The organism is Schaalia naturae (genome assembly GCF_042665795.1).
In the GTDB taxonomy this organism is placed as follows: domain Bacteria; phylum Actinomycetota; class Actinomycetes; order Actinomycetales; family Actinomycetaceae; genus Pauljensenia; species Pauljensenia naturae.
Window position 1 is genome coordinate 2,813,564 of sequence record NZ_JBHTEF010000001.1, and the last position, 23,219, is coordinate 2,836,782.

At 70.5% G+C, this 23,219-nt stretch carries 9 protein-coding genes and 2 CRISPR repeat arrays (1 of these 11 cut by a window edge); of the genes, 4 read left to right on the top strand and 5 right to left on the bottom strand.

The genetic code is table 11. The features are described 5' to 3' along the window. Window positions 1-5,695: direct repeats of the CRISPR family, unit length 28 nt; unit sequence GTGGTCCCCGCCTGCGCGGGGATGAGCC (it extends 9,224 nt beyond the left edge of the window). A gap of 108 nt (window positions 5,696-5,803) precedes the next feature. Together istB and istA are read right to left on the bottom strand one after the other, a co-directional pair. Continuing rightward, window positions 5,804-6,595, bottom strand: coding sequence for an IS21-like element helper ATPase IstB (gene istB / locus ACFQWG_RS12385; protein WP_380973580.1), 792 nt, complete (start codon window positions 6,593-6,595; stop codon window positions 5,804-5,806). Further along, window positions 6,595-7,803 carry an IS21 family transposase gene (istA, locus tag ACFQWG_RS12390; RefSeq protein WP_380973583.1) on the bottom strand — a complete coding sequence of 403 codons (1,209 nt, stop codon included), beginning with the start codon at window positions 7,801-7,803 and terminating at the stop codon, window positions 6,595-6,597. Before istA ends, istB begins: the two co-directional genes overlap by 1 nt. Before the next feature lie 66 nt (window positions 7,804-7,869). After that, window positions 7,870-11,927: a CRISPR direct-repeat array (repeat unit 28 nt; unit sequence GTGGTCCCCGCCTGCGCGGGGATGAGCC). Between the two features lie 289 nt (window positions 11,928-12,216). Between istA and ACFQWG_RS12395 the strand changes: the two genes are divergently transcribed. From ACFQWG_RS12395 to ACFQWG_RS12405, 3 genes are read left to right on the top strand one after another with little or no spacing between them, the layout of a single operon-like run. Continuing rightward, window positions 12,217-14,202: an ABC transporter ATP-binding protein gene (locus tag ACFQWG_RS12395; protein ID WP_380975762.1), complete on the top strand. Its 1,986-nt coding sequence runs from the start codon at window positions 12,217-12,219 to the stop codon at window positions 14,200-14,202. Beyond that, the gene (locus ACFQWG_RS12400) at window positions 14,199-16,097 is read left to right on the top strand and encodes an ABC transporter ATP-binding protein (protein ID WP_380975764.1); all 1,899 of its coding nucleotides are present in this window, start codon (window positions 14,199-14,201) and stop codon (window positions 16,095-16,097) included. The genes ACFQWG_RS12395 and ACFQWG_RS12400 overlap by 4 nt, the downstream gene beginning before the upstream one ends. A gap of 45 nt (window positions 16,098-16,142) precedes the next feature. Then, a complete protein-coding gene (locus ACFQWG_RS12405) occupies window positions 16,143-17,183 on the top strand; it encodes a pseudouridine synthase (RefSeq protein WP_380975766.1) in 1,041 nt (346 codons plus the stop codon). Here ACFQWG_RS12405 and ACFQWG_RS12410 read toward each other — a convergent pair. Further along, window positions 17,127-17,906, bottom strand: coding sequence for an IclR family transcriptional regulator (locus tag ACFQWG_RS12410; RefSeq protein ID WP_380975768.1), 780 nt, complete (start codon window positions 17,904-17,906; stop codon window positions 17,127-17,129). The genes ACFQWG_RS12405 and ACFQWG_RS12410 overlap by 57 nt on opposite strands. A gap of 59 nt (window positions 17,907-17,965) precedes the next feature. Beyond that, on the bottom strand, window positions 17,966-20,335 hold the full coding sequence (locus ACFQWG_RS12415) for an FAD-dependent oxidoreductase (protein ID WP_380975770.1): 2,370 nt from the start codon (window positions 20,333-20,335) through the stop codon (window positions 17,966-17,968). A 154-nt stretch (window positions 20,336-20,489) separates the two neighbouring features. On the opposite strand from ACFQWG_RS12415, the gene ACFQWG_RS12420 reads away from it, so the two are divergent. Continuing rightward, entirely contained in the window at window positions 20,490-21,887 is a 1,398-nt protein-coding gene (locus ACFQWG_RS12420) for an MFS transporter (protein WP_380975771.1), read from the top strand. Window positions 21,888-21,975: 88 nt separating this feature from the next. Here the strand turns inward: ACFQWG_RS12420 and ACFQWG_RS12425 are convergent, their stop codons facing one another. After that, window positions 21,976-23,016: a bile acid:sodium symporter family protein gene (locus ACFQWG_RS12425; protein ID WP_380975772.1), complete on the bottom strand. Its 1,041-nt coding sequence runs from the start codon at window positions 23,014-23,016 to the stop codon at window positions 21,976-21,978. Between the last annotated feature and the right edge of the window lie 203 nt (window positions 23,017-23,219).

Sequence of the window (23,219 nt, forward strand, 5' to 3'; positions counted from 1 at the left end):
CCTGCGCGGGGATGAGCCGGTCCCGGGCCTCGCGGTGGTCTCTCGGATTTTGTGGTCCCCGCCTGCGCGGGGATGAGCCCGGCATCCCGCGCGTTGTGATGGATACGCCCTAGTGGTCCCCGCCTGCGCGGGGATGAGCCCGGGGATGCGCACGTACTGTACCTTGGGCAGGTGTGGTCCCCGCCTGCGCGGGGATGAGCCGGTCCGCCAAACCTTCAGGTAGGTCCGGGCACTGTGGTCCCCGCCTGCGCGGGGATGAGCCCGCCTGGGCGTCGAGGGGCTGCTGAGTTTCGAGGTGGTCCCCGCCTGCGCGGGGATGAGCCGCGGCATGAAAGTCTCTTAGAACGCCATCTAGGGTGGTCCCCGCCTGCGCGGGGATGAGCCCATGAACCCGGTTGATCTGGTCATTGATCTCGCGTGGTCCCCGCCTGCGCGGGGATGAGCCCTTGCCATATCGTCGCCCCACAACACGTGCGTGGTGGTCCCCGCCTGCGCGGGGATGAGCCCCCCATACGAAAGGCCAAGACCATGAAACCGAGGTGGTCCCCGCCTGCGCGGGGATGAGCCCTACCGCCGGTGGCTCGCCACGGGCGGGCAGATGTGGTCCCCGCCTGCGCGGGGATGAGCCGAGCTACTGTGGTCCTCGCTTGTCGAGTATGCGGTGGTCCCCGCCTGCGCGGGGATGAGCCTAGTTTTTTTGTATACGCAGCCGACAGATAGGGGTGGTCCCCGCCTGCGCGGGGATGAGCCGGTCCATTATTTCCATCTCACAGATCAGGCGGAGTGGTCCCCGCCTGCGCGGGGATGAGCCCACACCTGTCGTTCCGAGTTCTACGATCACTGTGTGGTCCCCGCCTGCGCGGGGATGAGCCCACGGATCCCGTTGATCTGGTCATTGATCTTGCGTGGTCCCCGCCTGCGCGGGGATGAGCCGGCGGGGCAGCGAGCGCACAAGTATTTCAATGAGTGGTCCCCGCCTGCGCGGGGATGAGCCGTCTTGGGTGTCCGGTATCGCTTCCTGGATTCAGTGGTCCCCGCCTGCGCGGGGATGAGCCTGCCACGGCGTGCCCGCGCATGTCGTACCAGCCGTGGTCCCCGCCTGCGCGGGGATGAGCCGCCGAAGCTCTACCCGCCAGCAAGGTATGCGCGGTGGTCCCCGCCTGCGCGGGGATGAGCCGGTGCCTGGGCGCGCCGTGGTTTCGCGGATTTTGTGGTCCCCGCCTGCGCGGGGATGAGCCCGGGATGGTACGTGAGTTCGACTCTCACGCCGGGTGGTCCCCGCCTGCGCGGGGATGAGCCCCGTCCCAGGGCCACCTGCCACCTGCCCAGATGGTGGTCCCCGCCTGCGCGGGGATGAGCCGCGTTGGATCACCACCGAGGTCCTGCCCAGCATGTGGTCCCCGCCTGCGCGGGGATGAGCCTCTCCCCCGGGCGGCCCGGGTCCTCGACGCCCCGTGGTCCCCGCCTGCGCGGGGATGAGCCACCTCGGGGCGACTCCGATGCCCGAGTCGGTGAGTGGTCCCCGCCTGCGCGGGGATGAGCCCCGTGTCGCCACGGAGACCGGAATCCCTTACCGGTGGTCCCCGCCTGCGCGGGGATGAGCCCCGCGGCTCCGAGAGCCTCAAGCTCACCGCCCCGTGGTCCCCGCCTGCGCGGGGATGAGCCTCGTTCGCCGCGATCTTCGATGTTTGCCATGTGGTGGTCCCCGCCTGCGCGGGGATGAGCCGACGTCTCAACCGCCATGGACGGGACCAGCACCGTGGTCCCCGCCTGCGCGGGGATGAGCCGGGGATCGACGTTTCGCTTGCGATCGACTTCGCGTGGTCCCCGCCTGCGCGGGGATGAGCCCACCGGTAACTGTCTGTGGCCCGAAGCTGTTCCGTGGTCCCCGCCTGCGCGGGGATGAGCCCTCGAGTGTGACGTGGGCTAGGCGTTGAGCCTAGTGGTCCCCGCCTGCGCGGGGATGAGCCCGAGGTCGGCGGCGTTGAAGTGTGCCGAAAAATGTGGTCCCCGCCTGCGCGGGGATGAGCCCCGGAGGGCTGTTCCGAAGCCGCTCCTCCTCCAGTGGTCCCCGCCTGCGCGGGGATGAGCCGTGGGTGCTCGCCGGAAAGCTCCACCGTATCGAGTGGTCCCCGCCTGCGCGGGGATGAGCCGTGGTCACCCGTCGCCGCGGTGGCGGCGCCCGCGTGGTCCCCGCCTGCGCGGGGATGAGCCGTTCGCAGGGATTTCCGACCATGCATTCCGTATGGTGGTCCCCGCCTGCGCGGGGATGAGCCTCGCTGCCGGACGTGTTGCCCTCGATGGTCTGGGTGGTCCCCGCCTGCGCGGGGATGAGCCCCGGTATGTTGCGGGAAGTCGAGCGATCCCCATGTGGTCCCCGCCTGCGCGGGGATGAGCCCGAGGCGAACAACGGCGTCGCATCGCGGAGAGGGTGGTCCCCGCCTGCGCGGGGATGAGCCCAGATCGCACAGGACGGTGAGGAGTCGTGACGCGTGGTCCCCGCCTGCGCGGGGATGAGCCCCGTCTAGCGAAACGCAAGACTCGCGCCAAGGAGTGGTCCCCGCCTGCGCGGGGATGAGCCCGGGGTGGTCGTGCGGACCAAATCATCCCAATAGTGGTCCCCGCCTGCGCGGGGATGAGCCTGCGCTGCGCCCTCGGGAGAACCAGCCTCGCCCGTGGTCCCCGCCTGCGCGGGGATGAGCCCACCTCGTCCACCCCGACCGCCTCCACGAAGGCGTGGTCCCCGCCTGCGCGGGGATGAGCCCCTAGCGCGTAGGTCACGCGTTATCGCATCATCGTGGTCCCCGCCTGCGCGGGGATGAGCCACGCTCATGTTGACGTCCGCAGCCTCCTTCTGGGGTGGTCCCCGCCTGCGCGGGGATGAGCCTGCGAAAAAGGCCGTCATCCGTGTGCCGTGCGGGTGGTCCCCGCCTGCGCGGGGATGAGCCGCCTGTCGAGGCGCTGCTCGGGGAGGTCGCGTCGTGGTCCCCGCCTGCGCGGGGATGAGCCCACGCCAGACAGGGAGAGCGTGGGCTGGGTGCCGTGGTCCCCGCCTGCGCGGGGATGAGCCCTACCGTGCAACTATGCCGGTCGCATTTCGTCCGTGGTCCCCGCCTGCGCGGGGATGAGCCCGAGGCCATCGAGTGCGCCGCCCAGATCACGAGGTGGTCCCCGCCTGCGCGGGGATGAGCCGTCGCCGTAGATGCGCGGGCTCACGGCTGGACCGTGGTCCCCGCCTGCGCGGGGATGAGCCTCATGGAGACGGCGGGCGAGGGAGACGACCAGGGTGGTCCCCGCCTGCGCGGGGATGAGCCGTCCGTGTTCGAGGGCATGGGAAAGCCGCGCCTGTGGTCCCCGCCTGCGCGGGGATGAGCCGGCGGCGGCCGCGAAGGACGTGCGCGCCTACCTGTGGTCCCCGCCTGCGCGGGGATGAGCCTCCGGCGCGGAACTTGGTGAGGACGTTCTTGTCGTGGTCCCCGCCTGCGCGGGGATGAGCCCCAATCGAACGAGAAGGGGAAGGACCATGGCATGTGGTCCCCGCCTGCGCGGGGATGAGCCCTTCACTACTGGCCATGAGTCCAGATCTAGTCAGTGGTCCCCGCCTGCGCGGGGATGAGCCGGAATCGATGGTGCGGGGCGGGCCGAAGCAGGTGTGGTCCCCGCCTGCGCGGGGATGAGCCGCGTCCGTTTGATGGTCTCGCGAACGTTGACGCGTGGTCCCCGCCTGCGCGGGGATGAGCCGCGTTGACGGCGTCAACATCTCACAGGGGGTTCGTGGTCCCCGCCTGCGCGGGGATGAGCCCACCTGTCGCCAGTCGCCCGTCCGGTATGCCACGTGGTCCCCGCCTGCGCGGGGATGAGCCCGTCTCCTTACGGGACGTACGCACGCTGAGGACGTGGTCCCCGCCTGCGCGGGGATGAGCCCGAGTACGGCGCCGAGCGCACCGTCAACGTCGAGTGGTCCCCGCCTGCGCGGGGATGAGCCGGGCTGAGCAGTTGTCCCCACTGGCGTGGGGTTGTGGTCCCCGCCTGCGCGGGGATGAGCCCGCGGAGAAAAACGGGTGACTGTCGACTTCCACGTGGTCCCCGCCTGCGCGGGGATGAGCCCACGGACTTGATCATCGCCTCGACGATCCGGTCGTGGTCCCCGCCTGCGCGGGGATGAGCCGTACTTGCACAATGCGGCGCGCATCAAGGCTGAGTGGTCCCCGCCTGCGCGGGGATGAGCCTGTGTGCGGCCCACGCCTCGTAGTCCTCGTCGAGTGGTCCCCGCCTGCGCGGGGATGAGCCCGCTTGAGGCGGACGGTGCCGCTCGCCCTCCCGGTGGTCCCCGCCTGCGCGGGGATGAGCCTGCCGCCTACAACGTTCTCGACGTGCTGGCCTGGTGGTCCCCGCCTGCGCGGGGATGAGCCGGGGGCGATCGCTGTGCGGGCGGACTCGTCGCCGTGGTCCCCGCCTGCGCGGGGATGAGCCCCACTCTGCAGCCACAGACGCCGCCAGACCCCCGTGGTCCCCGCCTGCGCGGGGATGAGCCGGTGTCCCCCACCCTCGCCCCGACGAAGGGGGCGTGGTCCCCGCCTGCGCGGGGATGAGCCGGCCGAGAAGTTCGACTCGACCGAAGCGGAACTGTGGTCCCCGCCTGCGCGGGGATGAGCCCCCTGAGCTCCATCGTCGTGGACACTGGATTGAGTGGTCCCCGCCTGCGCGGGGATGAGCCCTGGTCGCCACCCTCGATGGTCAAGAACTTCTCGTGGTCCCCGCCTGCGCGGGGATGAGCCCCGGTAGACGAGGGCGTCGGAGACGCGGAACCCGTGGTCCCCGCCTGCGCGGGGATGAGCCGGAGGGTGCAGCAGTGAGCGCGCATGTGACGGTGTGGTCCCCGCCTGCGCGGGGATGAGCCCTCCGAGTTCCACACTGCCGGTCTCGTACCAACGTGGTCCCCGCCTGCGCGGGGATGAGCCTCGGCACATTTTCACAAGTGGCTAGACAGGCGCAGTGGTCCCCGCCTGCGCGGGGATGAGCCGGTGCTCCGTGCCGACATGTAGGTGTTCTGGTAGTGGTCCCCGCCTGCGCGGGGATGAGCCGTCCGCGCTTTGTGTTCTCAGCTACCGAGACAAGTGGTCCCCGCCTGCGCGGGGATGAGCCGGCCCCACAACATGCTGATCGACAGCCCACGCCGTGGTCCCCGCCTGCGCGGGGATGAGCCAGCCGGGCTCGCCACGTCAGCGAAAACGATCATGTGGTCCCCGCCTGCGCGGGGATGAGCCTCGTTGTCGTCGCGCCACCTGTCGCACTCGGGGGTGGTCCCCGCCTGCGCGGGGATGAGCCTGTGCGCGCCGTTCGCGGCTGAAACGTGTGATGGTGGTCCCCGCCTGCGCGGGGATGAGCCCGTGACATGGACTCATGGGAAGACGACTACTACGGTGGTCCCCGCCTGCGCGGGGATGAGCCCGCCCGCGAGGTCGACGTGCTCAAAGACCTCACGTGGTCCCCGCCTGCGCGGGGATGAGCCGGCCCCTGAAATGCAGGTCGTCACCAGCACCGCGTGGTCCCCGCCTGCGCGGGGATGAGCCGTCCAGCCCCGTCCCGAGGACGAGGCTGTGAATGTGGTCCCCGCCTGCGCGGGGATGAGCCGGGAGCGTCGCCGGTTCTCTGACTGGGAGCAGAGTGGTCCCCGCCTGCGCGGGGATGAGCCCCCCGACAGTCAGGACCTCGTCGACATCGGCAAGTGGTCCCTGTCGACGACGCTCGAAAAGTAGGCCATTGCGACGTGTGAAATCGAGGCCACTTGGTTGTTGTGTGCCTAGTCTGCCGGATCTTGGGTTTTGATGCTGGGGAGGGTGTCGATCCCGCGCCCTCGGAGCCGGTAACTGGCGCCCTTGAGCGTGAGAACGTCGGCGTGGTGGACGATACGGTCGATCATCGCGGCAGCGACGGCTTGGTCTCCGAAGACCCCGCCCCAGCCGGAGAACGGCAGGTTTGAGGTGAGAATCAGCGAGGCATGTTCGTAGCGGGATGAGACGAGTTGGAAGAACAGGTTCGCTGCGTCTTGCTCGAAGGGTAGGTAGCCGACTTCGTCGACGATGATCAGCCCGTAGCGGCGCAACCGGGCGAGCTCCCGGGGAAGGTTGCCTTGCCGGTGCGCGTCGGTGAGCCGGGTGACCCAGTTCGTCGCGGTCGCGAACAGGACCCGGTGTCCGTGGCGGGCGGCGACGATCCCGAGCGCTGTCGCGAGGTGCGTCTTCCCGGTGCCGGGAGGGCCAAGCAGGACCACGTTCTGCGCTTCGAGGAGGAACCCTCCCGAGGCAAGCGCGGCGATCTGCTGACGCGCGGTGGGCTGAGCATCCCAGTCGAAGTCCTCGAGGGTCTTGCGCGCGGGGAAGCCGGCCGCTTTGATCCGTTGCTCGGCGCCAGATGCGTTGCGGGCTGAGACTTCGCGATCGAGGACAGCGGCGAGGTAATCCTCGAACGACCAGCCCGCATCCCTCGCTTGGTCCGCCATCCGAGCGGCAGTTTCGGCGATCCGGGGTGCTTTCAGCGCGCCGGAGAGGTAGGTGATCTGCTTGACCGCTTCAGTGCTCTTCGGACCGGGCATCAGGCAACCTCGCCGCTCAGTCCGAACGCCCGGTCGTAATCCGCGAGATCCCTCGAGAGGTCGTCGCCGACGGCGACAGGGCGGGGAGTTTGGAACTGCTGCCGCAACCGCTTCGCTGTCTCGAGGTGCGCGGGATCGGTGATGACGCTGCCGCGTGCCCAAACACGGGCGTGGTCGGCGACGATCCGCCCGTCGAGCCGGGCTCGGACCCGGTCCAGGTCGGCGGTGACGTCAACGAACCGGCCAATCGCGGTGGGGTCGACGGAGTAGTCGGACGCGTCGAGGCGAACGTAGTAGTCCCGGCCGAGACGAACCCGTTCTCGCCAGCCCAGCTGCAACGGGATCGGCGGCAACGGCAGCATCCGAGCTCTGTCGTGCTCGATCAGATCCACCGGGCGGGCCTTGATGGTCCGCACGACCTTGCTGTTGGCGCGCTCGAGCCAGTCTGCGAGTTGAGCGTTGAAGTCTGCGGGTGAGGTGAACGTGCGGCCGGGCATGAACGAGGTCTCGAACCAGCCGTTGCGGCGCTCGACGATCCCCTTCGATTCCGGGTCGTAGGGTCGCAGCTGCACCACCTTCGTCGCCAGCGTCCCCGCGAACGACGCGACGCCCTGCGCGAGCCGACCCTTCTGACCGATGCCTGGCTCGTTATCCCAAATCAGCCGACGCGGGACCCGGCCGAGTTGCTGGATCAGCTCCCACGACCCCAGCAGCAGATCCTCCGTCTTACGCGTCGGGATCATCCGCGCCATCACGAAACGAGAGTGCGCGGCGACGATCACCAGCACCGGCAGCAGCACGCTCGTGCCGTCTTCGAGCGGGATCTTCCGCGGCGGGAACCAGAGATCACACTGCGCCGCATCACCCGCCGCCCAACTCAGCCGGTCGGCCGGGTCGACCGGCCGATGCTCCGGGCGCAACCGACGCACGTTCTCCCGGAACCACGTGATCGACCCCGACCACTCCACCCGCTCCGCGATCACCGTCGCCGGCATCTCCGGATGCTCCGCGAGCAGCGCTCTGACTCGCGCCTCAAACGGCGCGAACGACGTCGGCTGCGCCGGCCGCTCATACTTCGGCGGCCGATCCGACGCCAACGCCCTATCGACCGTCGACCGGCCGATCCCCAACTGCCTCGCGACCTGCCGCTGCGGAACCCCATCCGCGACGAGCCGCCGAATCAATGCCCAATCTTCCACCGAGATCACCCATCCAATCTGTCTGGGTGGCCTCGTTTTCGCCCGTCGCTATGGCCTCGTTTTCAACCGCCGCCGACAGTCCCCGCCTGCGCGGGGATGAGCCGTTCGCGACGTCGAGGCGGACTGCGTTGCGGCCGTGGTCCCCGCCTGCGCGGGGATGAGCCCGCCTGCGGTGAGCGCGTCACGTCCGAGGCGCGGTGGTCCCCGCCTGCGCGGGGATGAGCCCGAGGGTCGCGCCCGAGGGTGCGGGAGTGTCGGGTGGTCCCCGCCTGCGCGGGGATGAGCCCGCGACGGTCTGGCCGGCGGCCTCCCACACGGCGTGGTCCCCGCCTGCGCGGGGATGAGCCTCAATACAATTGGACGACTGTCAATGTTGGCACGTGGTCCCCGCCTGCGCGGGGATGAGCCTGCCTCTGGACCGTCCAAATCCACGACCACGACGTGGTCCCCGCCTGCGCGGGGATGAGCCGCTGGCGAAGATTCCTTCCTTGGTCTCGGTGAGGTGGTCCCCGCCTGCGCGGGGATGAGCCGCTGGCGAAGATTCCTTCCTTGGTCTCGGTGAGGTGGTCCCCGCCTGCGCGGGGATGAGCCGTCGTGGATCTGGTAGCCGCCGTCGACGCGTGAGTGGTCCCCGCCTGCGCGGGGATGAGCCGAGGTCTCTGGCTTCACGCGCCAGCTCAAGCTGGTGGTCCCCGCCTGCGCGGGGATGAGCCGTTTTGGTAGCCCGTGGTGGCATACAGTACGTCGTGGTCCCCGCCTGCGCGGGGATGAGCCGAGAGCATGACCTTTGGGTCGCGGCAAACACCGGTGGTCCCCGCCTGCGCGGGGATGAGCCCGTTGCAGGTCGTGACGAATATCAACGGGTATAGTGGTCCCCGCCTGCGCGGGGATGAGCCCCCAGGCGCCCCGTAGTTGATCGCGTCCAGCAGGTGGTCCCCGCCTGCGCGGGGATGAGCCGGCCGGCTCATCCACCACCAACGCCCGCTACGCGTGGTCCCCGCCTGCGCGGGGATGAGCCGGCGCCCGGCGCGGCACCACAGTCAAGGCCTACGTGGTCCCCGCCTGCGCGGGGATGAGCCCCACTTCGGGTTGTCCGTGTACCCCGCGTCCATGTGGTCCCCGCCTGCGCGGGGATGAGCCGGGCGCCACCCTGCCCGTGGGCGTGCGCCGCCTGTGGTCCCCGCCTGCGCGGGGATGAGCCCACCCTTCAACGCCCGGTTCTTCCGCGCGCTTCGTGGTCCCCGCCTGCGCGGGGATGAGCCGGGCCCGGGACGGTCTGAGAGAGGACAGAACGAGTGGTCCCCGCCTGCGCGGGGATGAGCCTTCTGCGGGCCGACGCGGCCGACCGTGAGAATAGTGGTCCCCGCCTGCGCGGGGATGAGCCGGCGCTCACGCGTAGTCAGGTCCGAGTGAGGTGGTGGTCCCCGCCTGCGCGGGGATGAGCCCGTCATGGAATCGTCACCGAAAGACGCATGTCCGTGGTCCCCGCCTGCGCGGGGATGAGCCGCGCCCGGCGCGGCACCACAGTCAAGGCCTACGGTGGTCCCCGCCTGCGCGGGGATGAGCCCATTGTCAAGGCAATGCTCCGTGAGCATGCCGCGTGGTCCCCGCCTGCGCGGGGATGAGCCCCGTGGGCGCTCCACATCATGCAGTCCGGGAAGGTGGTCCCCGCCTGCGCGGGGATGAGCCGCGCTGCGCACCCTCATAGTAGGCGTCCAGGCGGTGGTCCCCGCCTGCGCGGGGATGAGCCGCCGGGCGAGCCGACCGAGGTCATTTCGGACGCGTGGTCCCCGCCTGCGCGGGGATGAGCCTCGGGGTCGTGGTGTTTCTGCTGGCCGGGGTTCGTGGTCCCCGCCTGCGCGGGGATGAGCCGTTCGGCTCATATCCAGGGATCATGCTGTCCTCGTGGTCCCCGCCTGCGCGGGGATGAGCCGAGGGAGAGCCATGAGCGGTAGCGATGAGAGTGGTGGTCCCCGCCTGCGCGGGGATGAGCCGGACTCGAACGATGAGCGACATCGCGCAGCGCGGTGGTCCCCGCCTGCGCGGGGATGAGCCCCGCGAGAGCCGTCTGCGACGCCCCGTTGAGGCGTGGTCCCCGCCTGCGCGGGGATGAGCCCGCCGACCGGTCCGTGATCCGCCAATGGATCATGTGGTCCCCGCCTGCGCGGGGATGAGCCGCCGGATACACCTCACGCGGCACCAGGAGACGCGTGGTCCCCGCCTGCGCGGGGATGAGCCCGCCGACCGGTCCGTGATCCGCCAATGGATCATGTGGTCCCCGCCTGCGCGGGGATGAGCCCATGGGTTCGCCTACACGCGCGTCGATGACGACGTGGTCCCCGCCTGCGCGGGGATGAGCCGTCGACCCATCCTCCGGCGGGGACCGCGATCTTGTGGTCCCCGCCTGCGCGGGGATGAGCCCCCCACAGGAACGCACCCGGCGGCGCACGGCACGTGGTCCCCGCCTGCGCGGGGATGAGCCGTTCCCAGTCTCGGCCTGCCAGTCGATGAGGTCGTGGTCCCCGCCTGCGCGGGGATGAGCCCGCCAGCGTCCGCGAGGTCCGGCTCGAAACACTGTGGTCCCCGCCTGCGCGGGGATGAGCCCGGGCTCGTGGCCCTGGGGGGCCTCGGCGGGCTGTGGTCCCCGCCTGCGCGGGGATGAGCCCACAGGACACCAGCGGCGCGCTGCGGATCCGACGTGGTCCCCGCCTGCGCGGGGATGAGCCGTCCGTGTACGTCCCGAGATATGTCTTTCCGTTGTGGTCCCCGCCTGCGCGGGGATGAGCCAGCCGGTACATGCGACTCCCCGCCACGGTCCTGGTGGTCCCCGCCTGCGCGGGGATGAGCCGCCCGCGGGCCGTCGTGTCGAGAGTCGCCCGAAGTGGTCCCCGCCTGCGCGGGGATGAGCCGGACCGCGACCTCGCGGACCTCATGGACCCGGAGTGGTCCCCGCCTGCGCGGGGATGAGCCTGTCCTTCGTGGACATGCCGGCCTTCGCCAGCTGTGGTCCCCGCCTGCGCGGGGATGAGCCAGGCGCGGGGGGACAATGGGATCGTGTCCGCCGAGTGGTCCCCGCCTGCGCGGGGATGAGCCTGCGACGGTGAGGATCCGGCGCATCGAGGAGGTGTGGTCCCCGCCTGCGCGGGGATGAGCCGGCGCGGGTCTGGAGTCGCTCGGCGGTGGCTCGGTGGTCCCCGCCTGCGCGGGGATGAGCCAGGGTTGCGGCCGCGCGGATGAGGCGGGCGGTGAGTGGTCCCCGCCTGCGCGGGGATGAGCCCTGGTGATCCATCCGGCGGAATCCCTCCCGCATGTGGTCCCCGCCTGCGCGGGGATGAGCCCGGACTTCGCGACTGGGACGAGTCGCAGTTCGCGTGGTCCCCGCCTGCGCGGGGATGAGCCCGCGGTGTCGGCGATGGTGTCGGTCTCGGCGAGGTGGTCCCCGCCTGCGCGGGGATGAGCCCTCGCTGTCCGCCTGGGCGGCGCGCACGTAGGCGTGGTCCCCGCCTGCGCGGGGATGAGCCTCCAGATAGAGCGTCTGACGAGCCTTCTTACTTGGTGGTCCCCGCCTGCGCGGGGATGAGCCGCCGCTCTGGGCGGCGGTGCCCATCGTGGACGTGTGGTCCCCGCCTGCGCGGGGATGAGCCGTAGGTCCTCCAGGGAGTAGTGCATCGGCTTGGGTGGTCCCCGCCTGCGCGGGGATGAGCCCCGTCACGCGACCAACATCATGAGCCTCCTCATGTGGTCCCCGCCTGCGCGGGGATGAGCCGTACTGCTGGCCCTTCCCGGTGACCTTCGGCGTGTGGTCCCCGCCTGCGCGGGGATGAGCCGGTATGAGTCCATCAGCACCAACTTTTCCCATCGTGGTCCCCGCCTGCGCGGGGATGAGCCGGGCGTGACCAGCGAGCAGCTGGTGGGGGCGTCGTGGTCCCCGCCCGCGCGGGGATGAGCCGGACACCAGGTCCCACAGCGCGCCCTCCTCGCAGTGGTCCCTGCCCGCGCGGGGATGAGCCACCCCTCCACCATGCCGCGCAGCAACCCTCTGGGGTGGTCTCCGCCCGCGCGGGGATGAGCCCGGGTCTCGCCTACCTCCAGCAGGCCGGAGTCCGTGGTCTCCGCCCGCGCGGGGATGAGCTTGCACTCCGCGGCGCCGAATACGGAGAGTTCTCGTACCCCCCGCCTTTGCAGAGCCAGTCCCCCAGTTTTCACTCATGGGCATGACCTCAGAGAGCGGCCACGTTGGCCGCGGATGTGATGTCGCTTCCGTTCCGTGTCCCCGTGAGTCAAACCACCCTGGTCGGTTCAAGCGCGACACGCCCCCAGCACACCTTCCAGCCCCCTCCAGCCCGTCCCTCGACCCTCCTCACAGCTTTCCCCGCCGCACTCCTCTAGGCTGCTGGGGACCCTTTGGAGAACGCCGCCGTCATGACCACGCCCACCTCGCCCCGACCTCAGCCCGCACTGCGCGGCCAGAATGACTCGGCCGCCCCCGAACCTTCGCGCTCCCGCTCGGCCTACACCTGGGGTCAGACCTTTGCGCGCATGTGGCAGATCATGAGGGCGATCCGCTTCCGTCTCCTCGCGGGTTTCCTGTGCGCCGCGGCGGGCTCCGTGTTCGCGTTGATGATCCCGCAGGTCCTCCAGCGGCTCATCAACGGCGCGCTCGCGGACGCTGCCACCGCCACCCCGCCCAACGCCACTCCGTCCGCCGCCACCAGCCCGACCACCGCCGTCCTCCAGGCTGTCGGCCTCGTGGTCGTCCTGGGCGTTCTCGAGGCCGTCCTCGTCTACATGCGCCGCGTCTTCGCCGTGACCCCGGCCACCGAGGTCGAGCGCACGATGCGTCTCACGCTGTTCCACCGTCTGTTGCACCTGCCCACGGCCTTCCACGACGAGTGGGGCTCCGGCCAACTGCTCTCCCGCTCGATGTCGGACCTCGGCCAGGTCCGCCGCTGGCTGGCGTTCGCCCTCATCATGCTCATGTCGGACCTGGTGACGATCGTCGTCGGCATCACCCTGATGGTGCGCCAGTCCGCCGCGCTCGCCTTGGTGTTCCTCGCGGCGGCTGTGCCTGTCGTCGTGATGTCCTACTTCTTCGCCCGCCGCTACCACGAGCTGGCGCGCGCCTCGCAGGACCGCTCCGGCGACCTGGCCACGACCGTCGAGGAGTCCGTCGAGGGCATCCGCGTCCTCAAGGCCTTCGGTCAGGGCGACCACGCACTGCGCGGCTTCAGCCGGCAGGCCGACAAGCTCCGCGATGTCGAGGTCGCCAAGGCCACGACGGGCGGCCTCTTCGACCTCATGCTCATCGTCATCCCCGAACTCGCGCTCGGGATGGCCCTCTTCATCGGCCTCCACCAGGTCGCCGGCGGCGCGATGACCGTGGGCGCGCTCGCCGCCTGGTTCACGACGGCCGCGATGGTGTCCATGCCGGTGCGCATGATCGGCCAGCTCTTCGCGATGACCGTCAACACGAAGACCGCGCTCGACCGCCAGTGGGAGGTCCTCGACGCCCCGCTCACCGTCACGGACCCGCCCTCGCCTGTCCCCGCGCCGTGGTTCTCCATCGACGAGGACGGCCGCGCCGCGCCCGCCCCGCGCGCCGCGGCTCCCGTGACCGTGGAGTTCCACGACGTGCGCTTCCGCTACCCGGACGCCCCCGACCATATGCCCGACGTGCTGCGCGGCGTCGACCTGCGGGTCGAACCGGGGGAGACCCTGGCGATCGTCGGCGTCGTCGGCTCGGGGAAGACGACGATGCTCGACCTGGTCCCGCGCCTCTACGACGTGACGGCGGGACGGGTGACGGTGGACGGCGTGGACGTCCGCGATCTGTCGCTGGCCGATCTGCGGCGCACCTGCGCGATGACATTCGAGGACGCCACCCTGTTCTCCTTCTCGGTGCGCGACAACGTGCTGCTGGGCGCCCCGGCCGGCCTCCAACGACCCGGGCTCCCGGGCGACGGGCTGTTGCGGCGCGCCCTGGACACCGCCGACGCGCAGGAATTCGTGTCGACGCTGCCCCGGGGCGTCGACACGGAGATCGGCGAAGAGGGGCTGTCCCTGTCCGGCGGCCAACGCCAGCGGTTGGCGCTGGCCCGCGCGATCGCGGCCCGCCCGCAGGTGCTGCTGCTGGACGATCCGCTGTCCGCCCTGGACACGCGCACGGAGGAACGGGTCTCCGACCGCCTGCGCACGGCCCTGCGCGGCACGACGACGATCATCGTCGCCCACCGGCCCTCGACGGTGGACCTGGCCGACCGGGTCGCTCTGCTCGACGACGGGCGGATCGCCGGCGTCGGCACACACCGGGAGATGATGGCGGCCTCGGCGCGCTACCGCTCGGTCATCGCGGACCTCGAACAGGCGGAGTCGCCGCAGCCTTCGGAGCCCGGGGAGGCCGCCCGATGACCCCGAGCCCGCGGTCGAAGCCGACCGGCCCGCAGGCGGAACCGGCGCCGCCCTCGCCGGAGAGCCCCGACAGCGCACGCACCCAGGAGGAGGGGGCGACGCCTCAGACCCGCGAGCAGGAGCGCCAAATCACCCGGCGGTCCTGGGACCTGCTGAGATCCCTGCTCCACCCGGTGCGCCTCGCGTTCCTCGGGCTGGCCGTCATGGTCGTGCTCGCGCAGTTCACCGGCGTCGTCGGCCCATGGCTCATCGCCTGGGCCATTGACCACGCCCTCCCGGCGCTCCTCGGCGGCGACGGGCTCCCCGCCACCCTGGTCGCCGGCGCGTATCTCGTGGCCGGACTGGCGACGGGCCTGCTCACCCTGGGTTTCGAGCGCCAGTCAAGCGTCCTGGGCCAGCGGATGCTCGTCGACCTGCGGCGCCGCGTCTTCCGGCACACCCAGCGCCTGGACCTGGAGTTCCACCAGCGCTACACCTCCGGGCGCCTGGTCGCCCGCCAGACCAACGACATGGAGACCCTCCGCGAGCTGCTGGAGGGCGGCGTCCAGGTCATCGTCGGCTCGACCTTGACGATGGCGCTGACGGCGATCTCGATCGTGTCGCTGGACGGGCCCACCGCCCTCGTCATGGTCGCCATGCTCGTCCCGTGCCTGGCGCTCACCGTGTGGTTCCAGCGCCGGTCGAAAGTCGCCTACCGGAGGATCCGGACGCACTCGGCCCGCCTGATCGTCAAGTTCACGGAGACCTTCACCGGGATCCGAGCCGTCCAGACGTTCCGCGCCGAGGACCGCCAGGAGTCCGGATACACCGCCATCGCGGGCGACTACCGCGACGCCACCCAGGATTCCGTGATGATCTCCGGCGTCTACCAGTCGGGTTTCCGCCTGCTGGGCAACCTGACGGTCGCGCTGGTGCTGCTGGTCGGAGGCCTGCGCGTCGCCAACGGCGCCCTGTCGGTCGGCGTGCTGTTGGCGCTCGTCCTCTACGCCCGGCGCTTCTTCCAGCCCGTCGACCAGATCGCCGCCTTCTACAACACGTGGCAGTCCTCCACCGCCGCGATGGAGAAGATCGCGCAGCTCCTCGCCGAGGCGCCCGCGGTCGCCGACCCGGCCCGGCCTGTCGCGCTCGGGAGGTCGGGCGGCCGCCTGGACTTCGAGGACGTCGCCTTCCGCTACAGCGGGGACGGGCCCGAGGTGCTCCATCCCGTGTCCCTGCACATCCCGGCGGGCCAGACGGTCGCCCTGGTCGGGAGGACCGGGGCCGGCAAGTCGACGATCGCGAAGCTGGTCGCCCGCTTCTACGACGTCACGCGGGGCTCCGTCCGCCTGGACGGGGTGGATGTGCGCAGCCTGTCCGCCCGCGACCTGCACCGGGCGGTCGTCATGGTCACCCAGGAGGCTTTCCTCTTCGGCGGCACCGTGCGCGATAACATCGCGTTGGGCCGCCCCGACGCGACGGACGCGGAGATCCGCGCGGCCGCCGAGGCGGTGGGGGCCGACGGGTTCATCCGCGCGATGCCCTACGGCTACAACACGGACGTCAACAAGCGCGGCGGGCGCGTCTCCGCCGGCCAGCGCCAGCTGATCTCCTTCGCGCGGGCGTTCCTGGCCGATCCGGAGGTCCTCATCCTCGACGAGGCCACCAGCTCCCTGGACCTGCCCAGCGAGCGCCAGGTGCAGGACGGCCTGACGTCGCTGCTGGCGGCGCGGCCGGGCGGCGGCGCCGGGCGGACCGCGCTGATCATCGCCCACCGCCTGTCGACGGTGATGATCGCCGACCGCGTCCTGGTCGTCGACGACGGCCGCATCGTCGAGGACGGATCGCCCTCGGACCTCATCGCGCGCGGCGGGCAATTCGCCTCCCTGTACCGGGCCTGGCAGGACACCCTCCACTGACGAGGGCGGCGCTGCCCCCGCCCCGCGTTCTGGGAGAATGCCTGTATGCCCGCTCGTTCCCCGATGCCCCAGCGCCGAGGCGTGGGCGCGGTGCGCATGCGCACAGAGACGGCGGCGGCCTGGCCGACGATGGGCGACTGGCTGCGGCACCGCGTCCCGGCGGCGGTCGACGTCCACGGGTTGTTCGAGCGGGGGGACGTCGTCGACGGCGAGGGGCGGCCAGTGCGCGCCTCGGATCCCTGCCGGCCCGGCATGGACGTGTGGGTGCGCCGCCCGCTCCCCGATGAGCCGGAGGTGCCGGGCGCGATCGAGGTGCTGTTCCGCGACGACCGGATCGTCGTGGTGGACAAGCCGCCCTTCCTGGCGACGACGCCCCGGGGCCGGCACGTGGGCCAGACCGTCCTCGCCCGGCTGCGGGACGAGCTCGGCCTGCCGGACCTGGTGCCCGCGCACCGCCTGGACCGCTTGACGTCGGGCGTCCTCATGCTGGTGGCCGACCCGCGGTGGCGGGGCGCCTACCAGCGGCTGTTCCAGGACCATGCCGTGCGCAAGACCTATCAGGCCGTGGCGCCGTTTCGGCCGACTGGCAGCCGGTCCCCGGGCTCCGCCGGCCCGGAGGCCGTCGGCCCGCCGCTGGACCTGCCGGTGGTCGTCCGCAACCGGATCGTCAAGGAACGCGGCGTCTGGCAGGCTCGCGTCGTGCCCGGCGAGCCGAACGCGGAGACGCTGGTGGAGCGCATGAGGATCCTCGACGAGGGCGCCGGTCCAGGTCCGTCCCCGCGGCGGCCGGGACGCGCGGTCTACCGCCTCACCCCGGCGACGGGGCGCACCCACCAGCTCCGGGTGCACCTCAGCGGCCTCGGGATCGCCATCGAGAACGACCCCCTCTACCCGGTGGTGCGCGATGTGGCCGTCGACGACTTCACGCATCCCCTGCAGCTGCTGGCGGCCGAGCTCTCCTTCGCGGATCCCGTCGACGGGCGGCCGCGCGCCTTCCGCAGCGCCCGCAGGCTGCCCTTCGGCCTCACCTCACCCCGCGCTGGCCCCGCTGAGATGGCCCAGATTGACGCTGATCCGATCGGCTGACTCGACGAGCTGCTCCTGGATCGAGGAACGCTGGTCGCCGGTGAACACCGAGATCCTTCCGGATACCGACACCGCCGCGCAGATCCCGCCGGTCCGGTCGCGCACCGGGGAGGCCAGGCAGAATCGCCCGAGCGCCAGCTCCTGGTCCTCGACGCAGTACCCGCGTTCGCGGCCCTCCTCCAGCTGGCGCGTGAGTTCGGCGTGCGAGGAGACCGTGTGGGGGGTGTAGACCGGCAGGCCGGCGCCCAGCAGATCGATCCGCTCCTGCTCCGAGGTGTCCAGGAGCAGGCATTTCCCCAGGCCAGTGGCGTGCAGCGGCATAGCCAGGCCGACCATCGACTGGTTCTTCGGCGACAGGTCGCCCTCGAAGTGGCACAGGTACACGCAGCGGGCGCCGTGCCGGACGGCGACATTGGCGTTGAGCCGCGTCGACTGCGCGAGCGACTGGCACAGCATGCGCGACTCGCGGAACACGGCGCTCTGGTTGAGCTCTTGCGAGGAGAGCGCCAGAAGCCGCGGCCCCAGCGCGTACTCACGTTCCGACACCCTGGAGGCGAATCCCAGTTCAAGGAGCGTGGCCAACAGCCGCGTGGTCGTCGACAGCCCCAGGCCCGCTGCCTCAGCGATCTCCGCAGCGCGCATGCCCGGACCCGCCGACGTCCCGATGGCGTCGAGGATGGCTGCCGCGCGGGCGACGCTCTGGTGCATCTGCTGCTCGGACACCGCACCTCCCGACCCGCGCGCAAGCCTCCCTCGCGCCGCAGGGCCCCATCATATCCGGGTCATCTCCACGGCGAGGCGGCTCTTCCGCTGGCCTCGGCGTAGGCCTTGATGGCGCTCACGCTCGCGTAGGGGGCGCCGTGGGTCGACAGCACCATCAGGCGCAGGCCGTCGACCACCAGCGGTTCGACGTCGTGGACCGCATGCCGGTGGCGGTTGCCCCGCACGTCGGCCAGCACCGTCCAGGACGCCGCGCCCGCCTCGTGCGCCTCCAGGCGGTAGTCGGCGACCAGGGTGGGCACCACGCTCCAGGGCGTGCGGTGGTGGTGGAGATTGACGAGGTCGGCGTCGACATCGTCGTTGAACACGATCCTCACCGAGGCGACCTCGGCCGGTTCCGGCAGATCGATCCGGAGCCATTCGCCGACCGGAGCGACAGATCCGGAGCGGATCCCGTCCTCGCCTCGCGCCGGGGACCCGTCCGTTCCGGTCGCGCCCGCGTCGCGCAGGGCAGACATCCACATGTGCGGCCCGCCCCAGGGTCTCTGGTACGGGTCGAGGACGCGCGACGGCTCGTAGGCGAGAGTCGGGGGCGTCGCCCTCAGCACGGGGACGCGGCCGCGCTCGCTGCGCGCGATCCACGTGGTGAGCAGCTGGCCGGGTTCGTCGGGGATGCGCGGGTCGAACCCTTCCTCGGCGGAGGTCCTGCGGCGCAGCATCATCATCCCGTAGGGATACCGGCGGGTCAGGTGCAGCGAGATCGCTGGATTCGCCCGGACCACGGCCACGACGTTGCATGGCGAAGGCGTGGGCGGCGCCCACCCGAACTCGACGGCGGCCCACTGGTCCGCTCCGGCGCCCACCCGCACGACGCGGGTGCCCACCAGGTCCACGGGCACGTAGTTCTGCGGCCTGTCCGTCCCCCACAGCTCGACGGTCAGATCGGTGTCCTCCGTCGCGTCGACGAGGAACTCCACCCGGTCCAGCCGCGGGTCGGCGGGGAGGATGACGGCCAGATCCGTCGTCGCGCAAGCGCGCTCGTCCCCGGCATGGTCGCCGGTTCCGGAGACGAGCGATCCCTGGTGGCTGGACGCGCTCACGGCCGCTCCGCGGAGCAGGTCGTCCCGGTCCTCCCGGCCCACGCCGAGCATCGAAGCGTCCTCCTTGAGCAGGAGCTGCTGAAGGGAGCCTGCGTCGTCCGCGAGAGCACGCGCGCCGATACCGCGACGCGCCATGATCGCGGCGGCCGTGCCGATGGCCTGGCCCTCCGTGGCGCAGGTGGCCATGACGCGGGCTGAGCCCTCTGCGATGTGGGTCGCCGAGATGTCGCGTCCGGCCAGCAGCAGGTTGTCGATGTCGCGTGAGTAGAGGGAGCGGAAGGGGATCTGGTAGGGCCCGTTGGCATAGCGCTGCCGGGCGCCGACCTGTTCGGCGTACATCCCCTCAACAGGATGCAGGTCGATGGACCAGCCGCCGAAGGCGACGGCGTCGTCGAACTCGCGCTGGTCCATGAGGTCCTGCTGGGTGAGGACGTGGTCCCCCAGGAACCGCCGGTACTCGCGCCGGCCCGGGATCGAACCGACCCATTCGAGGGAGAGAGTGTCGGCGTCGAAGTCTCCGGAGTTCTTGATGTGGTCCCAGATGCCGTAGATGACGCCGAGCAGCTCGTCGCGGATCCGGTCGGAGTCGTTCACGATGTCCAGTTGGCCGCCCCATTCGATCCACCAGTAGTCGCAGCCGTTGTCGCCCGTGCGGAGCAGCCGGTTGCGCGGGATCGGCGTGGTGGTGATGTCTTTGGCGATGTTCGGGGCGACGAAGCGGGTGGGGGTCCCGGTGTCCGTGGTGTAGAAGAACATCGAGCTGCCGAGGAACTCGCCATCGGGTTCCTCGGGGGCCCACTCCTCGCCGTAGTCGCCGCGTCCTTCGCGTCCGGACATGAAGGAGGCCCCGGCCAGGGCGCCGATCAGGCCGTCTCCCGTGCAGTCGGCGAAGACGGGCGCCTCGAAACGCGTCCACGTCTCCGTCTGCATGTTCCATCCGGACACGGAGGCGATGCGGGGCAGGGGGGTTCCGTCCGTCTCGACATCGTGGACGTCGGTGTTGAGATGTAGGGCGATGTTCGGCTCGGCGCGCACGGCGTCGAGCACCACCTGGTCCCAGTACACCGGGTTGCCCTCGGGGTTGCGGTACTGGTTCTCGAGGAAGAGCTCTCCCATGATGCCGGTCTCGCGCGAGAAGCGTTGGGTCCCGTGGGCGGTGGCGCCGACGACCCAGACACGGACCTCGCTGGACGAGTTGCCGCCGAGCACCGGCCTATTGGTGACCAACGAGACCCTGGCGCCCAGCCGCGCTGCCGCGATGGCGGCGCACGTTCCCGCCAGTCCTCCGCCGACGATGACGAGATCCGTCCGTTCCACGGTGCGTGCGACCACAGTTCCTCCTGGATGCTGCTTGACATCTCCGTCTGATACGAGCACTCTAGCGCAGGGCGGATGTAGACGTTCGCTCTGTGCAAGTTAACATGCGACAAGCGCAGATTACGCTGGGGTTTGACCGCGTCGATGCGCGGGCGAGGGGGCTCACACCATGGCAGGAACACCGAATGGCCCGGGCGGGCAGGCCGGCGCGGTGACGGCGTCGGTGGGCGGGACGCCGGAGGAGTCCGTCGAGGAGACGGCCCAAGGAATCGAGAGCGATGCGGAACGCTGGCGCGCGCTGAGGAGGGTCCTGCCGGCCGCGGGTGTCGGGCACTTCGTCGAGTGGTTCGACTTCGGGCTCTACGGAACGCTGGCCACCGTCCTGTCACAGAACTTCTTCGACAAGGACAACCCGGGCTCGGCGCTGCTCAGCACCTTCGCGGTCTTCGCCGTGGGGTTCGTCATGCGCCCGATCGGCGGCATGTTCTGGGGATCGCTCGGCGACCGCCACGGCCGCAAGAACGTCCTGGCCACGGTCATCATCCTGACGTCAGCCTCGACGTTCCTCATCGGCGTCCTGCCCACCTACGCGCAGGTGGGCGTATGGGCATCGGTCCTGCTGGTGGTCGTCCGGCTGCTCCAAGGCTTCGCCGCGGGCGGAGAGAGCTCGGGCGCCACGACGCTGCTCCTGGAGTACGCGCCGAGCAGACGGCGGGGATTCGTGACGAGCTTCATCGATGTCTTCGGCTTCCTGGCCTTCCTGGCAGGTGCCGGCCTCAGCCTGCTCCTCAGCGCGACGCTGGGCGAGGACGTGCTCGATGCCTGGGCCTGGCGCATTCCCTTCTGGGTCGCACTGATCCTGGGACTGATCGGGCTGTACCTGCGGCTCAAGCTGGAGGACACACCGGAGTTCCTCGCCACACAGGCCACGCAGAAGGTGACGGCCTCGCCGTTGCGCGACTCGTTCCGCACGGCGTGGAAGGCGCTGCTCTTCTGCGTGGGATTCGTCGTCGTGAAGTCCGTCGGCCACTGGATGCTCCAGACCTTCATGCCCTCCTACCTGCAGTCCGATCTCAACTACAACCAGACGCAGAGTTTCCAGGTGACGGTCATCGGCTTCGCGGTGATCGTCGTCCTCGTCCCTTTCATGGGGATGCTCTCCGACCGCATCGGACGCCGTCCGCTCATGATCGCCGGGTGCGCGGGATTCGTGCTCCTCAGCTACCCGACCCTGGTCCTCATGGGATCCGGTCACTTCTGGGCGGCTGTGGCCGCCATGTCGATCCTCGGGGTCTTCATGGCCGCCATCGACGGCGCCATCAATGCCGCCATGCCGGAGCTGTTCCCCACGAACATCCGCTACGGCTCGATGTCCATCGCCTACAACATCGCCGTGGCCGTCTTCGGCGGCATCACGCCATACGTGTCGACGTGGCTGATCTCGGCGACGCACAACACGTACGCGCCGGCGTTCTACATCGGGGCGGCGGCCCTCATCAGCGGTGTCGTCTTCGTCCTCGCCCACGAGACCGCCCACGAGCCGCTGCGCAGCCGCACCGGGGAGTGAACCGGGCCGCGGCCCCGCGCCGGCGTGCGCCGATGGGGCCTCCTCGCCGGCGGGAACCGGCGGAGAGGCCCCACCGCGAGCTCGGTGGTCAGGCCTCCGCCTGCGCGCCGGCACCGACCTCGATGGGCCGGGCGACCGGACGGCGCCCGTCGTGGGAGTCGGCGGGGATGCCGTACTTGTCGTCGTGTCCGCGCCACAGGGACGCCAGGACCGATCCGGAGATGTTGTGCCACACGGAGAAGAACGTCGAGGGGATCGCGACCACGGGGTTGGCGGCGAAGGCTTGGAGCGCCAGCGTGGCGCCCAGGGCCGAGTCCTGCATCCCAACCTCGAAGGTGATGGCCTTCTGCTGGGCGTAACGGAAGCCCTTGGGGTAGATGCGGAACATCAGGCGGCTGAACAGCCAGCCCAGTCCGTACCCGCTGAGGTTGTGGAGCATGACGACGGGCAGGATCATCGCGGTCTCGGCGGTGAAGAGCTTCTGGTTGTTCACGGCGACGACCACGCCGATGATGAGGAGGATCGCGACCTGCGAGACGGCGGGCATGACGGTGGTGACGGCCGAGACCCTCTCGCCCAGCAGAGTGTGCACCGTGACCCCGAGGACGATCGGGATGAGGACGACCTGCAGGGCCGTGAGGAACAGCTTCTCCACGGGGATCTCCACGTACTGGCTGGCCAGGCCGCTCATCAGCAGGGGCACCATGAGCGGGGCGAGCAGCGTGGACAGCAGGCCGATCGACACGTCCAGCGCGACGTCCCCGCGTGAGAGGAAGGACATGACGTTCGAGGAGGTCCCCGAGGGGCAGCACCCGACCAGGATGACGCCGACGGCGACCATGCCGTCGAGATGGAAGACCTTGCACAGCAGGACCGCGAGCAACGGCATGATGAGGTAGTGGGCGACGGTGCCGACGATGACCATGAGGGGCATCTTGACGATGCGCTTGAAGTCGTCGAGGCTCAGCGTCATGCCCATGCCGAACAGGACGATGCTGAGGAAGTAGTTCGTGAACCCCTTCGCCCACAGGCTGGTCTGCGGCGCGAAGTAGTTGACCGCTGCCCACACGATGACGACCAGCGTGAACCATTTCGTCAGCCAGGAACCGAATCGCTGGATCTGTGACATGGGAAGGGTGCTCCTCCTGTAGACGCGCCGGGTGCGGGCAGGGCGCCCGGGTGGGATGTGTGGTGGTGCTCGCGCGTCGTGGTGGCCATGTCACGGTCGGAGACGGGTCACGTGGGGACCCGGATTGGCGCGACGTGCGCCGTCTCCCACTGGATCGCAGGGGTGGACGGCGTCGCCCGTGTGGCATCGACCGTAGCGGCCCG

Bases quoted from the DNA above. Each gene is read 5' to 3' on its own strand.
- ACFQWG_RS12405 (WP_380975766.1), top strand. From the start codon at position 16,143: ATGCCCGCTCGTTCCCCGATGCCCCAGCGCCGAGGCGTGGGCGCGGTG.
- ACFQWG_RS12400 (WP_380975764.1), top strand. From the start codon at position 14,199: ATGACCCCGAGCCCGCGGTCGAAGCCGACCGGCCCGCAGGCGGAACCG.
- ACFQWG_RS12395 (WP_380975762.1), top strand. From the start codon at position 12,217: ATGACCACGCCCACCTCGCCCCGACCTCAGCCCGCACTGCGCGGCCAG.
- istB (WP_380973580.1), bottom strand. From the start codon at position 6,595: ATGCCCGGTCCGAAGAGCACTGAAGCGGTCAAGCAGATCACCTACCTC.
- ACFQWG_RS12420 (WP_380975771.1), top strand. From the start codon at position 20,490: ATGGCAGGAACACCGAATGGCCCGGGCGGGCAGGCCGGCGCGGTGACG.
- ACFQWG_RS12425 (WP_380975772.1), bottom strand. From the start codon at position 23,016: ATGTCACAGATCCAGCGATTCGGTTCCTGGCTGACGAAATGGTTCACG.